The organism is Niveibacterium microcysteis (assembly GCF_017161445.1).
Lineage (GTDB): Bacteria > Pseudomonadota > Gammaproteobacteria > Burkholderiales > Rhodocyclaceae > Niveibacterium > Niveibacterium microcysteis.
In genome coordinates, this window is sequence record NZ_CP071060.1 from 4,370,491 (window position 1) to 4,384,822 (window position 14,332).

17 protein-coding genes are annotated in these 14,332 nt (G+C 64.2%); 11 read left to right on the top strand and 6 right to left on the bottom strand.

Features of this window, described 5'->3' with window-relative positions:
* Positions 1-15: 15 nt before the first annotated feature.
* Positions 16-846 (top strand): shikimate dehydrogenase, encoded by an 831-nt coding sequence (gene aroE / locus JY500_RS19805; protein WP_206254316.1) that lies wholly within the window; start codon positions 16-18, stop codon positions 844-846.
* Positions 846-1,541 carry a monofunctional biosynthetic peptidoglycan transglycosylase gene (mtgA, locus tag JY500_RS19810; RefSeq protein WP_172202550.1) on the top strand — a complete coding sequence of 232 codons (696 nt, stop codon included), beginning with the start codon at positions 846-848 and terminating at the stop codon, positions 1,539-1,541. The genes aroE and mtgA overlap by 1 nt, the downstream gene beginning before the upstream one ends.
* A 32-nt stretch (positions 1,542-1,573) precedes the next feature.
* Here the strand turns inward: mtgA and JY500_RS19815 are convergent, their stop codons facing one another.
* From JY500_RS19815 to JY500_RS19825, 3 genes are all read right to left on the bottom strand, one after another.
* Positions 1,574-2,026, bottom strand: a complete 453-nt coding sequence (locus JY500_RS19815; RefSeq protein WP_206254317.1) for a GNAT family N-acetyltransferase — start codon at positions 2,024-2,026, stop codon at positions 1,574-1,576.
* Positions 2,027-2,155: 129 nt separating this feature from the next.
* Positions 2,156-2,542, bottom strand: a complete 387-nt coding sequence (locus JY500_RS19820) for a hypothetical protein (protein ID WP_206254318.1) — start codon at positions 2,540-2,542, stop codon at positions 2,156-2,158.
* Between the two features lie 155 nt (positions 2,543-2,697).
* Entirely contained in the window at positions 2,698-3,180 is a 483-nt protein-coding gene (locus JY500_RS19825; RefSeq protein WP_206254319.1) for an Lrp/AsnC family transcriptional regulator, read from the bottom strand.
* Positions 3,181-3,306: 126 nt separating this feature from the next.
* Between JY500_RS19825 and JY500_RS19830 the strand changes: the two genes are divergently transcribed.
* Positions 3,307-4,533, top strand: a complete 1,227-nt coding sequence (locus tag JY500_RS19830) for a methionine gamma-lyase (RefSeq protein WP_206254320.1) — start codon at positions 3,307-3,309, stop codon at positions 4,531-4,533.
* Between the two features lie 91 nt (positions 4,534-4,624).
* Here the strand turns inward: JY500_RS19830 and JY500_RS19835 are convergent, their stop codons facing one another.
* The 3 genes from JY500_RS19835 to JY500_RS19845 are packed head-to-tail and all read right to left on the bottom strand — an operon-like array spanning position 4,625 to position 7,381.
* Entirely contained in the window at positions 4,625-6,184 is a 1,560-nt protein-coding gene (locus tag JY500_RS19835; RefSeq protein ID WP_172202546.1) for an ammonium transporter, read from the bottom strand.
* 21 nt (positions 6,185-6,205) lie between these two features.
* Complete coding sequence (gene glnK / locus JY500_RS19840) at positions 6,206-6,544, bottom strand: P-II family nitrogen regulator (RefSeq protein WP_172202545.1); 339 nt, start codon at positions 6,542-6,544, stop codon at positions 6,206-6,208.
* A gap of 60 nt (positions 6,545-6,604) precedes the next feature.
* The gene (locus JY500_RS19845; RefSeq protein WP_246479699.1) at positions 6,605-7,381 is read right to left on the bottom strand and encodes a TorF family putative porin; all 777 of its coding nucleotides are present in this window, start codon (positions 7,379-7,381) and stop codon (positions 6,605-6,607) included.
* Between the two features lie 252 nt (positions 7,382-7,633).
* On the opposite strand from JY500_RS19845, the gene JY500_RS19850 reads away from it, so the two are divergent.
* From JY500_RS19850 to yedF, 8 genes are all read left to right on the top strand, one after another.
* On the top strand, positions 7,634-7,897 hold the full coding sequence (locus JY500_RS19850) for an accessory factor UbiK family protein (protein WP_172202543.1): 264 nt from the start codon (positions 7,634-7,636) through the stop codon (positions 7,895-7,897).
* A 120-nt stretch (positions 7,898-8,017) separates the two neighbouring features.
* The gene (locus JY500_RS19855; protein WP_206254321.1) at positions 8,018-8,560 is read left to right on the top strand and encodes a cytochrome b; all 543 of its coding nucleotides are present in this window, start codon (positions 8,018-8,020) and stop codon (positions 8,558-8,560) included.
* Between the two features lie 13 nt (positions 8,561-8,573).
* Entirely contained in the window at positions 8,574-9,131 is a 558-nt protein-coding gene (locus tag JY500_RS19860) for a YceI family protein (protein ID WP_172202541.1), read from the top strand.
* Positions 9,132-9,201: 70 nt separating this feature from the next.
* A complete protein-coding gene (locus tag JY500_RS19865; RefSeq protein ID WP_172202540.1) occupies positions 9,202-9,771 on the top strand; it encodes a YceI family protein in 570 nt (189 codons plus the stop codon).
* Positions 9,772-9,892: 121 nt separating this feature from the next.
* Positions 9,893-11,485, top strand: a complete 1,593-nt coding sequence (locus tag JY500_RS19870) for an ABC transporter substrate-binding protein (RefSeq protein WP_206254322.1) — start codon at positions 9,893-9,895, stop codon at positions 11,483-11,485.
* Positions 11,486-11,489: 4 nt separating this feature from the next.
* The gene (locus tag JY500_RS19875; RefSeq protein WP_206254323.1) at positions 11,490-12,008 is read left to right on the top strand and encodes a GNAT family N-acetyltransferase; all 519 of its coding nucleotides are present in this window, start codon (positions 11,490-11,492) and stop codon (positions 12,006-12,008) included.
* Between the two features lie 312 nt (positions 12,009-12,320).
* Complete coding sequence (locus tag JY500_RS19880; protein WP_206254324.1) at positions 12,321-13,919, top strand: ABC transporter substrate-binding protein; 1,599 nt, start codon at positions 12,321-12,323, stop codon at positions 13,917-13,919.
* 59 nt (positions 13,920-13,978) lie between these two features.
* On the top strand, positions 13,979-14,332 hold the full coding sequence (gene yedF / locus JY500_RS19885) for a sulfurtransferase-like selenium metabolism protein YedF (RefSeq protein ID WP_206254325.1): 354 nt from the start codon (positions 13,979-13,981) through the stop codon (positions 14,330-14,332).

Genomic DNA, 14,332 nt, shown 5'->3' on the forward strand with positions numbered 1-14,332 from the left:
CCACAGGAGCCAGCGATGGACCGCTACGCCGTCTTCGGCAACCCGATTGCCCACAGCAAGTCGCCCGTCATTCATGCCCGCTTCGCCGAGCAGACCGGGCAGGCCTTGCGCTACGAGGCGCGCCTCGCGCCACTGGGCGGCTTTGCCGAGGCGGTTGCCGCCTTCCGTGCGGAAGGTGGCCGCGGCGCCAACGTGACCGTGCCCTTCAAGCTCGATGCGTTCGCACTGGCCGACCGTCGTTCGGCGCGTGCCGAAGCCGCCGGGGCCGCCAACACCCTGCTGTTCGACGAGCGCGGCATTCTTGCCGACAACACCGACGGCGTCGGCCTGGTGCGCGACCTCGCGCAGCTCGGCTGCGTACTCGACGGCGCACGCGTACTGCTGTTGGGCGCAGGCGGTGCGGCGCGCGGCGCGTTGTTGCCCTTGCTGGCCGAAGCGCCGTCTTCGCTGACCATCGCCAATCGCACGCCGGAAAAGGCGCTCGCGCTGGCGCAGCAGTTCCAGCCCGAAGGCCGCGCCTGTGCGCTTGCGGGTTGTGGTTTCGACGGCCTTGCCGGCGGCACGTTCGATGTAGTGATCAACGCCACATCGTCGTCGCTATCCGACGATGTGCCCCCTCTGCCGCAAGGCATCTACGCACCTGGTGCGCTGGCGTACGACATGATGTACGGCCGCGATGAGACGAGCTTCATCGCCGCGGCCCGCGCGCTCGGTGCGGCCCGCGTGTCGGACGGGCTCGGAATGCTCGTCGAACAAGCGGCTGAAAGTTTCTTCCTGTGGCGCGGCGTGCGCCCCGACACCCTGCCTGTACGCGCAGCGCTGCGCGAGGCGATTGCCCAATCCTGATGATGCTGAAGTGGTTCAAGCGTGCACTGCTCGCGCTGCTGCTGTTGTTTCTTGCGTACCAACTGTGGGTGTTCGGACTCGTGCTGTGGTGGAAATGGAACCCGCCGCAGCAGACGAGCTTCATGTCGCTGCGCCTCGCCGAACTGCGCGAGAAGACGCCTGATGCGCAACTCAAGTATCAATGGGTGCCGTACGAGCGCATTTCCCCCAACCTCAAGCGCGCCGTGATCGCGGCAGAGGACGACGGCTTCGTCGACCACGAGGGCTTCGATTGGGATGCGATCGAGAAAGCGCTGGAGAAGAACGAAAAGCTGGCCAAGCGCGGCAAGCCGATCCGTGGCGGCTCGACGATCAGCCAGCAACTGGCGAAGAACCTGTTCCTGACCCCTACGCGCAGCTATGTACGCAAGGCCGAGGAAGCGCTGATCACCGTGATGATCGAACACCTTTGGGACAAGCGCCGCATCCTGGAGGTGTATCTGAACGTCGTCGAATGGGGCAACGGCGTCTTCGGTGCCGAGGCGGCTGCACGGCGCTACTTCAATATTCCGGCTGCGCAACTGGGCGCCGGGCAGGCGGCGCGCCTCGCCGTGATGCTGCCGAACCCGCGCAAGTACGAAAAGAGCTTCGGCCCACGCCTGGCAGCCCACGCCGCAAGCGTCGAGCGGCGGATGCGCTTCTCCGAAGTGCCCTGAGCCAATGCGCCCCAGCGGGCGCCCCCTCAGCCCTACAACACCTTGTTGTAGGCGTAGTAGACCTCATCGCGCTGCCAGCCTTGTGATGCGTAAAGCGATTGCGCAATGAGGTTGGTCTTTGCCGTCGTGAGTTCCATGCGTGCGAAGCGCTGGGCGCGGGCGAACGCCTCGGCGGCCTGCAGCAGCGCTGCCCCGGCACCCGCCTTGCGCGCTGCAGGCAGCACGAACAGATCGTTGAGAATCACGATCGGCGCGGCGACCAGGGAACAGAAGCTCGGGTAGAGCTGGCAGAAGCCCAGCATCTCGCCGGCAGCGGACTCCGCGACGAAGACGAAGGACTGATGCCGCACCAGCCGTTCCCGGATGAATGCCGCAGCAAGCGGCAGGTCGGCCGCCTGCTGGTAGAACTGACGATAGGCATCGAACAGCACGGCCAGCGCGTCAACATCATTGGCCGTCGCAAGCCGCGTGGAAATCTGGGTCATGGGGTTAATCTACCGGAGGTGCGTGGCAGGCGGCGGAGCGTATCCCGCCGGGCTCGATGCGTCAGGCGCGCAAGCGTAACGCAGCGTGCCGCCAAGGGAAGCGGAAAAGACCTCGCGCGATCGAAGCGCCTACGCGTCAGCACCCGCGCGCATCACGAGGCCTGCCAGCGCGGCAACAAACCATGGGATCGCGAGGCTGCCGAGCAGGACCAGCGTCTGATGCAGATCGGCGCGCTGCGGGTCGGTCGCGCCCAGCACGATCAGTGCGGACAACAGCGCGGAAGGGTAAAGCGCCGCACGCAGGCGACCATGGCGTGCTTCAAGCGCCACCGCGAGCCGGTACAGTAGCCCGAGCGTCAGCAATGCGTAGAGCAAGAGCACCGGCAGCCCAAGCGCCGCGAAACCGTGCAGGGTTTCGATCGCGCCGCAATCGTTCATCGCGCACGCCGATTCGGCAAGCATCAGCGTGCCGCTTGCAGCAATCAGCAGGACCAGCAGGTAGAGCGTCACGGGCATTCGGGGGCACGCCTCGGAAGCTGCAGAAAAGCCAAGTCTAAAAGTGCGCCCTCAACAGGTGGCCGATAAGTTGCGCGGCTTTTGCTGCAACTCAAGGGCCAACCGCGGCGCCGGGCCGCGATCGAGGCACCACGCCGACCACAAGGCCGGCGGATTCATCCGGCAATCGGCAAGGCCCGTGTGGATTTGATCTCCTTGAGCGAGAAGCTCGAATAGATCTCCTTCACGCCGGGCAGCGCGCGCAACACGTCGCGCGCGAACACGCCGAAACCTTCCAGATCGCGAGCCACCACTTCAAGCAGAAAATCGTAGCGGCCCGATACATTGTGACAGGCGATGACTTCCGGGATCTCGGCGATGCGCGCCTCGAAATCGCGGCTCAAGGGCTGGGCATGGCTCTCAAGCATGATGCTGACGAACGCGGTGACGCCGTAGCCGAGCTTCTTCGCATCCAGCACTGCACGATAGGCCTGAATGTAACCGTCGTCTTCCAGACGCCTCACTCGTCGCCAACAGGGGGATTGGCTGAGGTACACGCGCTCGCCAAGTTCGGCAGTAGTGAGGCGGGCGTTGTCCTGCAGCGCGACCAGAATCCGCCGGTCCGTAGCGTCCAGATTTTCGACGATTGTTTTATCCACTCCAACCACCATTTGCGCATTAGTCATGCGCACTCTATCGCCGTATCGGCATGGTTTGCAAAACTTCAGCCGGTCGAACTCGATAGGATTGCCGCATCGAAATGGCGATCTGGGGCGGGGTGCAGCATGACTCAAGACAACCGGGCGCGCGGCTTTGCCACGCGCGCAATCCACCACGGCTACGATCCGATGAGCCATCAGGGCGCACTGGTGCCGCCGGTGTATCACAGCAGCACATTCGCTTTCCCGAGCGTCGAACACGGTGCCGCCTGCTTTGCTGGCGAAGCGCAGGGCTACATCTACACCCGCATCTCAAACCCGACCCTGGCGCTGCTCGAAGCACGCATTGCGGCGCTGGAAGGCGGCGAGGCGGGCGCGGCCTTCGCATCCGGCATGGGGGCGATCACCTCCACGCTGTGGACCCTGCTCTCACCGGGTGAAGAAATCCTGGTCGACACCACGCTATACGGCTGCACCTTCTCGTTCCTGCATCATGGGCTGGCGAAGTTTGGCGTGAGCGTTCGCCACTGCGACATGACCAGCACCGTCGCGGTGCAGCGCGCGCTGACGGCGCAGACCAAGGTGGTCTATTTCGAAACGCCTGCCAACCCGAACATGCGCCTGGTGGACATCCGCCAGGTTGCGATGCTCGCACGGGCAAACGGCGCGATCACGGTGGTCGACAACACCTACTGCACGCCCTACCTGCAACGGCCGCTGGAACTGGGCGCAGACATCGTGGTGCATTCGGCCACCAAGTATCTGAGCGGCCATGGCGACGTGACCGCCGGGCTGGTGGTGTGCGATGCCGCCACTGCAGAGCGGATCCGGCTCGTCGGGCTGAAGGACATGACCGGCGCCGTGCTGTCGCCGCTCGACGCCAACCTGGTGCTGCGCGGCATCAAGACCCTGGCGCTGCGCATGGAGCGCCACTGCGATAACGCCAAGGCGATCGTGCGCCTGCTTGCGCACCACCCGCTGGTCGAGCGGGTGCATTACCCGGACCTGCCGGACAACCCGCAACGCATGCTGGCGCTACGCCAGATGAAGCGCGCCGGCGGCATGATCGCGTTCGAACTCAAGGGCGGCATCGAAACCGGGCGCCGCTTCATGAACGCGCTGCAACTTGTGACGCGCGCCGTGAGCCTCGGCGATCCGGAGACGCTGGCACAGCACCCGGCCAGCATGACGCATTCGACTTACACGCCGGAGGAGCGCGCGGCGCACGGCATCCCGGAAGGTCTGGTGCGTGTGTCGGCCGGCCTTGAGGATGCGGAAGACCTGCTCGCCGATATCGAACAGGCCCTTGCCGTCGCCGCGGTCGGCGTGCCAGGCGAGAGCGCGGCCGCGTAAGCGCTGGCGCCTCCACGCAAATGAAAACGGGCGCCCGAGGGCGCCCGTTTTGCTTTGGCCCGGCGGCATGCCGCCGGACCGGTACGACAGATCAGTTGTGATAGGCCGATTCGCCGTGCGAGGCAATGTCCAGGCCCTCGCGCTCTTCGTCTTCCGCGACACGCAGGCCGATGAAGAGGTCGACCAGCTTGTACGCAACCAAGGACACAACACCCGACCAAATCACCGTGGTGCCAACGGCCCACAGCTGGCTCGTGACCTGCGCCGAGATGCTGTAGTCGCCGACCTTGTTGGCCACATAGTCGATGACGCCTGCGCCACCGAGGGCCGGATCCGCGAACACGCCGGTCAGGATGGCACCCAGGATGCCGCCGACGCCATGCACGCCGAACACATCGAGCGCGTCATCCGCACCAAGCAGCTTCTTCAGGCCATTGACGCCCCACAGGCAGATCAGGCCGGCAGCGAGGCCGATGATCAGTGCGCCCATGATGCCGACGAAGCCACAAGCCGGGGTGATTGCAACGAGGCCAGCAACAGCACCCGACGCAGCACCCAGCATCGAGGGCTTGCCCTTGATCAGCCATTCAGCGAACAGCCAAGCCAGCGCAGCCATCGCGGTAGCGACCATGGTGTTGGCGAAGGCCAGCGCGGCAGCACCGTTGGCTTCCAGGTTGGAACCGGCGTTGAAACCGAACCAGCCCACCCACAGCAGCGAAGCACCGATCATCGTCATCGTCAGGCTGTGCGGCGCCATTGCTTCACGGCCGTAACCGATACGCTTGCCAACCATGAAGGCACCGACCAGGCCGGCCATCGCAGCGTTGATGTGCACCACCGTGCCACCAGCGAAGTCGAGCGCGCCCTTCTGGAACAGGAAGCCAGCGGTCGCGGCGGCCTTGTCGGCAGCAGCAGCGTCGGTGTAGGCATCCGGGCCCGCCCAGTACCAGACCATGTGAGCGATCGGCAGGTACGAGAAGGTGAACCACAGCACGATGAACAGCAGCACCGCGGAGAACTTCATGCGCTCAGCAAAGGCGCCGACGATCAGGGCCGGCGTGATTGCAGCGAAGGTCGCCTGGAACATCACGTAGATCAGTTCGGGGATATAGACACCCTTCGAGAAGGTGGCTGCGCCCGAATCCGGGGTGATGCCCTTCAGGAACAGTTTGTCGAAGCCGCCGATGAACGCGTTGCCCTCAGTAAAGGCGAGCGAGTAGCCGAACACCGTCCACAGCACGACGCAGAGCGCGAAGATCACGAACACCTGCATCAGGATCGACAGCATGTTCTTCGAGCGCACGAGGCCGCCGTAGAACAGCGCGAGGCCCGGAATCGTCATCAGCGTCACGAGCAGCGTGGCAACGATCATCCAGGAGGTATCACCCTTGTTCGGGGCGGGGGTTGCGGCCGGCGCGGCAGCAGCCGGTGCAGCTTCCGCAGCGGCGGGCGCAGCAGCAGGCGCTTCGGCGGTGGCGGCCGGCGCAGCGTCGGCCGGCTTGGCGTCAGCAGCGGGGGCTTCCGCAGCCGGCTTGGCCGCTTCGGTGGTGGCAACCGCGCCGGTCGCCTCATTGCTCTGATCCGAGGACCAGGCCGGGGCTGCGATACCGACGGACAGCGCCGTCAGCAGGATCGCGAGCATCTTCTTCATGTCGAAATCTCCTTGTCTGCCTTAGAGCGCTTCAGCGCCGGTCTCGCCGGTGCGGATGCGGATAGCCTGTTCGAGATCGAAGACGAAGATCTTTCCGTCACCGATCTTGCCGGTGCTGGCGGCCTTCTCGACCGCTTCGATGACCTGGTCGAGCAGGTCGTCGGCGATTGCGATTTCGATCTTCACCTTGGGCAGAAAGTCGACGACGTACTCTGCGCCGCGATACAGCTCGGTGTGACCCTTCTGACGGCCGAAGCCCTTGACCTCGGTGACGGTGATGCCCTGCACGCCGATCGCGCTGAGGGCCTCGCGCACCTCGTCAAGCTTGAACGGCTTGATGATGGCGGTGACGAATTTCATGTTGGCTCCTTGGGTGGAACGCGGCATCCCGGGGGAGGGATGCCGTGTGCTAAACCGGAATTAGAGAGTCTTGCCTACGGTGAAGAGGACGCGGCCAGCGCCCATGTCCTTGTCAAACGCGTTGTGATAGAACTCGCCCGCGTCGCCCTTGGCGTTGGTGCCGCTGTAGAAGAGGCCGAAGGTCAGGCCCAGCGCATCGGCGGTACCGCCCAGCTTGTAGTCGGTGTAGGACGCGTCATCGAAGCCCTTGACGCTCTGGTAACCGACGTGGGCAACCAGGTTCACACCCTCGGCAACCGGGAAGGTGCCCGTTGCATCAAGGTAGTAGCTGCCGCTGGTCTTGTCACCGTTCGGGGCCTTGGCGCCAAACAGGTTGGTGAAGGAGTACGAGCCCTTCAGCGTGATCCACTTGTAGCTGCCGGCCACGTAGCCTTCCAGCGTGTTCGGGCTGGTGAAGCCATCCGGGTAGGTGCCCGGGTAGTAGTACTGCAGCAGGCCGACGTCGTAACCGAAGTCACCGGCCGTGCCCTTGTAGCCACCGTAGAAGTCCATCTCGATCGGGGCGCTGATACCGCCTGCATCGGACAGCCAGCTAATGTTCGACGCCCAGGTGCCGAGGTAGATGCCGCTCTCGTGCGCAAAGTCGATGCCGCCCTGAATGGCAGGCTTGTGGTTGGTCTGCGTGATCCCGCGATAGATGTATTCCGAGGCCAGCGTGAAGTTTCCGGTCAGCGTGTAGGGCGCCTTGGCTTCTTCGGCCATGGCCGAACCGGAAGCGGCAAAGCCAGCGATCAGGGCGGTAGCGATCAGGGTCTTGCGCATTTCAATCTCCGTCATGGGATGAGAATCGTGGTGACGGGCCTAATGCAGAATCCGTGCCACAGACTCGAAAACCCCGTCCGCGCACCGTTTGATCGCGCCTTGCGATATCCCCGCCCGCATCGCCGCACCGTTTTGCCCCGCATCCGGAAGCAATTCGCACCACGACGGTGCGATTCCGGGTTTCCCCGCATGCCGCACTGTCCCGGTGCATGAAATGGCGCGTGCTAAACTGGCTGCAAGCCCTTGAAACCCTTACGGAGAGCCGCCATGGAGCCGCCCAAGTTCGTCGATGAGATCCAGAAGAAAGTAGCGGAACTGCTCGAGAGCAGCCCCGCGCGGGACATCGAACGCAACGCGAAGGCAGCGTTTGCATCGGTGCTGGGCAAGATGGATCTGGTGACGCGCGAGGAATTCGACGTTCAGCGCGAGGTGCTTGCGCGCGCACGTGAACAATTGGTGCGACTGGAAGCCCGCGTCATCGAACTGGAAGCCGAACTCGCCCGCAGCAAGGCCGGCAACGAAAATAAGTGAATCAGTTTCATCTGATTCGCCAGAAACTTTCGCTGGAATGACGGAGTCTGTGGCTCTAGCATGCAGTAAATACTGAACCGCATCGAACGATTGCGGACTGCATGCAGAGAGCCCACAGACATGACAACAGCCCCAACGCAATACACCCGCACCGCGATCGCACTGCACTGGCTGATCGCGCTGCTGATCTTCATCGCCTTCCCGGTCGGCCTTTACATGGTCGACCTTCCCCTCTCCCCGCAGAAACTCAAGATCATCAGCTGGCACAAGTGGGCCGGCATCACGGTGCTCGCGCTGGTGCTGGTGCGCATCCTGTGGCGCGCCACACATCGCCCGCCCGCCTTGCCGGATTCCATGAGCGGCATCGAAAAGCTCGCCGCGCATGGCGCACATCACCTGCTCTACCTGCTGATGATCGCGGTACCGATGGCCGGCTGGCTGATGAGCTCGGCCAAGGGCTTTCCGGTGGTCTGGTTCGGCGTACTGCCGCTGCCCGATCTGATCGGCAAGAGTGAATCGCTCGCCGAGTTCTTCGAGGAAGCACACGAAATCCTCGCCTGGTTGATGGCACTGATCGTCGTTGCGCACGCAGCGGCAGCAGTGAAGCACCACTTCGCGGCACGCGACGGCGTCCTTGCCCGCATGCTGCCCTTCCTGAAGTAAGCGGAGTCCCAACATGAAGATTCTCGTCACGGCCCTCGCGGCCGCCGCCCTCGCTTTGCCCGCTGCGGCCGTCGAATACGGCACGCTGGATCCGGCCAAGAGCAGCCTCGCCTTCACGTCCAAGCAGATGGGCGTGCCGGTCGACGGCAAGTTCAACAAGTTCAAGGTTGCGCTGAGTTTCGACCCGGCGGCCGTACAGAAGGCCAGCGCTGGGTTTGAGCTGGAGCTCGCCAGCATCGACGCCGGCAGCAAGGAAGCCAACGACGAGGTGGTGGGCAAGGATTGGTTCAACGCGAAGCAATTCCCGACCGCGGTGTTCAAGTCCACCAGCGTCAAGGCACTCGGCGGCAATCGCTTCGAAGTGACCGGCCCTTTGACGATCAAGGGCCGCACGCAGAACGTGACGGCGCCGTTTACCTACAAGGCTGACGGCGCCAACGGCGTGTTCGAAGGGGCCTTCACGATCAAGCGTCTGCAGTTCGGCATCGGCGAAGGCCCATGGGGGGACACCTCCACGGTCGCCGACGATGTGCAGATCAAGTTCCGCCTCGTCGCCGCTGCGCGCAAGTAATCCGGATCACCGATCGCCGGCACCCACCGGGGCCGGCGACACCACTCACCCCGCAACAGGAGTCACCCAAATGAAGAAACTGATCATCGCTGTCACGCTCGCCGCCCTGTCGGGCGCCGCCGCAGCCGCCGCAGAAACCTACAACTTCGACCCGACCCACACCTGGCCGAGCTTCGAGATCAACCACTTCGGCCTGTCGACACAGCGCGGCCGTTTCGACAAGACCACCGGTAAGGCGGTAATCGACTTCGCCGCCAAGAAGGGCAGCGTCGAGGCCGTGATCGAGACCGGCTCGATCAACATGGGCTTCGAGAAGTGGAACGACCACCTGAAGTCGGAAGACTTCTTCAACGCCGCCAAATTCCCGACCATGACCTTCAAGTCGGACAACCTCACGTTCGACGGCGACAAGCTGGTCGGCGCCGACGGCACGCTGACGATGCTGGGCGTGACCAAGCCGGTCAAGCTCGCGGTCAGCAACTTCAAGTGCGTGCCGCACCCGATGCTGAAGGTGCAAGCCTGTGCCGGCGACATCAGCACCACGATCAAGCGCTCGGACTGGGGCCTGAACAAGTACGTGCCCTACGTCAGCGACGAAGTCACGATCAAGATCCCGGTCGAGTCGCTCAAGCAGCAGTAAGCCGCACTCAGCCGCAAGAGTAGGGGCGCCCATGGGCGCCCTTTTTTCTGCCGGCGCCGAGAGTCGATCGACCCGCCCCGCCCGCTCTGCCATCATGCATGGCCCGACCGAGAGACGACGCATGCGACGCACGCACCTCACCCTCCTGATCGCCGGCCTGCTTGCGCTGGCGCCCGCCCATGCCGCCAAGACGCTGGTCTACTGCGCCGAGGGCAGCCCCGAATCACTGACCCGGCTGTTCGCCAACGGGCAGAACACCGCGGACGCCGGCGCACAGATCGCCGACACACTGCTCGATTTCAAGCCCGGCACCGCCGAACTGCAGCCAGCACTGGCCGAGTCGTGGACGATCTCGCCCGACGGCCTGAGCTACACCTTCAAGCTGCGCCGCGGCGTGAAGTTCCACCGCAGCGCGAGCTTCACACCGAGCCGCGACTTCACTGCCGACGATGTGCTGTTCACCTGGAACCGCCAGGCAGACAAAAGCCACCCGTACCACACGCTCGCCGGCAACCTCGCCTTCGTTCAGTTCAACAACCTGCGCATGGACGAAAACGTGGCGCGACTCGAGAAGCTGGACGACTACACGATCCGCTTCGTACTGAAGAAGCCCGAGGCGCCGTTCCTCACGCGCATGAGCTTCGACATGCTCGGCATCCAGTCTGCCGAATACGCCGCGAAGCTCAGCGCCGCCGGTATGCCGGACAAACTGGACCGCGAGCCGATCGGCACTGGCCCGTTCCAGTTTGCTGGCTACCAGAAGGACACCGCGATCCGCTACAAGGCCTTCGATCAGCATTGGCGCGGGCGGCCGAAGATCGACGCACTGGTATTCAGCATCGTTCCGGATGCCGCTGTGCAGTTTGCAAAGCTGAAGACCGGCGAGTGCCATGTGTCCACCTCGGTGAAGCCGGCCGACGTTGCACAGATCGAGAAGACGCCCGGCCTGAACCTGGTCCAGCAGCCCGGCCTGAACACCGGCTACATCGCGCTCAACACGCAGAAGAAGCCCTTCACCGACGCCCGCGTGCGGCAAGCGCTGGATCTGGCAATCGACCGCGCCGCGATCCTCGGCGCGGTGTATCAGGGGCGCGCCACGCTCGCGAAGAGCCTGCTGCCGCCCGCCTACTGGGCCGCCGACGCCAAACTGCCGGCCCTCGCCTACGCCCCCGACAAGGCGAAAACGCTGCTCGCCAGTGCCGGTTACCCGCAAGGCTTCGACATGGAGCTGTGGTACCTGCCGGTCGTGCGCCCGCACAACCCGGACGGCAAGCGCATGGCCGAAATGATCCAGGCGGATCTCGCCAAGATCGGCGTGCGCGTGAAACTCGCCACCTTCGAGTGGGGTGAATACCTCAAGCGCAGCCGCGCGGGCGAACACCAGGCCGTGATGTTCGGCTGGCTCTCGGGCAATGGTGAGCCCGACAATTACTTCGAGCCGCTGCTCTCCTGCGACGCAGCCAAGAGCGGTGGCAACCTCGCACGCTGGTGCGACCCGGCATTCGAGGACCTACTGCAGCGCGCCCGCCGCACCAGCGAGCGCGCCGAGCGAACGAAGCTCTACGCGAAGGCGCAGGAAGCGCTGCGCGAGGCCGTACCGCAACTCCTGATCGCGCACGGCAACCGCTTCGGCGTTACGCGCAAGGAAGTCACCGGCTTCGTGCTGGAACCGACCTACGGCCTGAACTTCCAGAACGTCGATCTGGCACGCTGAGCCCATGCACACGATCATCGAGACCGAACGCCTGCGCCTGCGCCCTTTCGTCGAAGCTGATGCCGCGGCCTACATGCCGCTGGTGACCGACCCGGATGTGGTGCGCTACGCCGGCGGCCCCGGGCCGGATACGCTGGAAGGCGTGCGCGAGATCCTGAGATCCGCGCCACTAGCCGACTACGCACGCTACGGCTACGGCCGTTTTGCCTGCGAGTGGAAAGCCAGCGGCGAGCTGGTCGGATTCAGCGGCCTCAAGTACCTGCCGGAATTCAATGAAACCGAACTCGGCTATCGCTTTCTCACCCGCTACTGGGGGCAAGGGCTTGCCACCGAGGCGGGGCTCGCTTCGCTTCAGTTCGCAAAGAACACGCTGGGCCTCGCACGGGTGATCTCGGTGATCCACCCCGACAACCACGCCTCCAAGCGCGTCGTGCAGAAGCTGGGATTCAGGCTCGAAACGCATCGCGAATACCCGCCCTTGCCCGGTGTGCAGGTGGAGATCTGGGCCGGCGATTTGCGCTGACCGCGCGGCGGGCGATTGAACGCAGCGAAGCCGCGCGGCTATGATCCGGCAAACAAGAGACCGACCGCCCACACGGCGGCCGGCATGCATCGCCCCAGGTTCGGAAATCCATCGGGCTGTGGACAAGCTCCGCGCCGGGCGCGCTCGCGGTCATTCGCGTGCGCTACAAGGCGTGGCGAGGAAGCAAGGGTGGTGCCCTTGCGACGAGCCGCAACGCGGTAGCGTGCGCGAATGACCCGAGCCCGGAGGGTTGCCCTCATTGGCCCCGCGTGCTGCGGCGCGGAGCTTGTCCACAGCCCCCAGGAGAGATCGATGTTTATGTTGCGCCTCGCCACGGCCGCGCTCGCTGCCGCGCTCACGCTGCCCGCCCTCGCCGCGAAGACCCTCGTGTACTGCTCTGAGGGCAGCCCAGAGGGGTTCAATTCGCAGTTCTTCACCACCAACACCACGCATGACGCGGCTTCTGCCCAGCTGATGAACCGTCTGGTCGAGTTCGAGGTCGGCACTACCAACATCGTGCCGGGGCTCGCGACCAGCTGGGAAATCTCGCCCGATGGCCTCGCCTACACCTTCCACCTGCGCCGCGGCGTGAAGTTCCACACCACGCCAAAGTTCAAACCGACGCGCGACTTCAACGCCGACGACGTGATGTACTCGTGGTACCGCATGGCGGACCCGAACCACCCCTTCCATAAGAACAGCCCCGGCCAGACCTACGCCTACTTCGAGGACATGGGCATGGCCCGCATCGTCGAGAAGCTGGAGAAGCTCGACGACTACACCGTGCGATTCAAGCTACGCCAGCCCGAGGCGCCCTTCCTCGCCAACATGGCGATGGACTTCATGTCCATCCTCTCGGCCGAGCATGCCGAGAAGATGAAGGCCGCCGGCTCGCCCGAACTGATCGACCGCGAACCGGTCGGCACCGGCCCCTTCCAGCTGGTCAGCTACCAGAAGGACGCCGTGATCCGCTACAAGGCCCATGAGCAGTACTGGGACGGCCGCCCCGCGATCGACAACCTGATCTTCGCGATCACGCCGGACGCATCGGTGCGTTACGCCAAGATCAAGGCCGGCGAATGCCAGCTGATGGCTTTCCCGAAGCCCGCCGACCTCGCCCAGATGAAGGCCGACCCGGCGCTGAACCTGATGAGCAAGGAAGGGCTCAACATCGGCTACATCGCCTTCAACGTCGAGAAGAAGCCCTTCGACGACAAACGCGTCCGGCAAGCGCTGAACATGGCGATCAACAAGAAGGCGATCCTCGACACGATCTACCAGGGCGCGGGGCAGATGGCGAAGAACCCGATCCCGCCGATCATGTGGGGCTACAACGACCGCGTGAAGGACTACGACTACTCACCGGACAAAGCCAAGGCCTTGCTCGCACAGGCCGGCCTGAAGGACGGCTTCGAGATGGAACTGTGGTATCTGCCGGTTCAGCGCCCCTACAACCCGGACGGCAAGCGCATGGGCGAGCTGATCCAGGCGGATCTCGCCAAGGTCGGCGTGCGGGTCAAGCTCATCACTTACGAATGGGGCGAGTACCGCAAGCGCAGCAAGGCCGGCGAACACCAGGCCATCATGTTTGGCTGGTCCGGCGACAATGGTGACCCGGACAACTTCTTCACCCCGCTGCTCTCCTGCGATGCGGTGAAGGGGGGCGGCAACAACGCCAAGTGGTGCAACAAGGAATTCGACGATCTGATCGCCAAGGCCACCCGCACCGCCGATCGCAAGGAGCGTGCGAAGCTCTACGAGAAGGCGCAGGAGATCGTGAAGGACGAAGCGCCCTGGGTGCCGATCGCCCACTCGGTCCGCTTCGAGCCCGTGCGCAAGGAAGTGAAGAACTACAAAATGGCGGCGGTGCCGGTCAGCCACTTCCTCTCCAAAGTCGACCTCGCGAAATAGCCAACGCGCAGCGGCGCCACCCGCCTGCTGCGCGCACCCTTCCACAGGAGCATCGGAACATGTCCAGCAACGCCTACGCCAACACCGTCATCGTCGTCGGTAACGACGGCCTCGGCCATGGCGACGACACACTGCGCCGCAAGGTCATCGGCACCTACTTCCGCACGCTGTTCGAAAGCGGCAACCTGCCCCGGGCGATCCTGTTCTACACCCGCGGCGTGCTGCTCTCGGCGGACGACTCGCCTTGCCTCGCCGAACTGAAGGCGCTCTCTGATGCCGGCGTACCGCTGATCATCTGCCGCACCTGCCTCGAATACTTCAACCTGATGGACCGCGTCGCCGTCGGCGAAATCGGCAACATGCTGAACGTGATCGAGGCACAAGGCGCAGCGGAGAAGGTCATCACCCTCTGA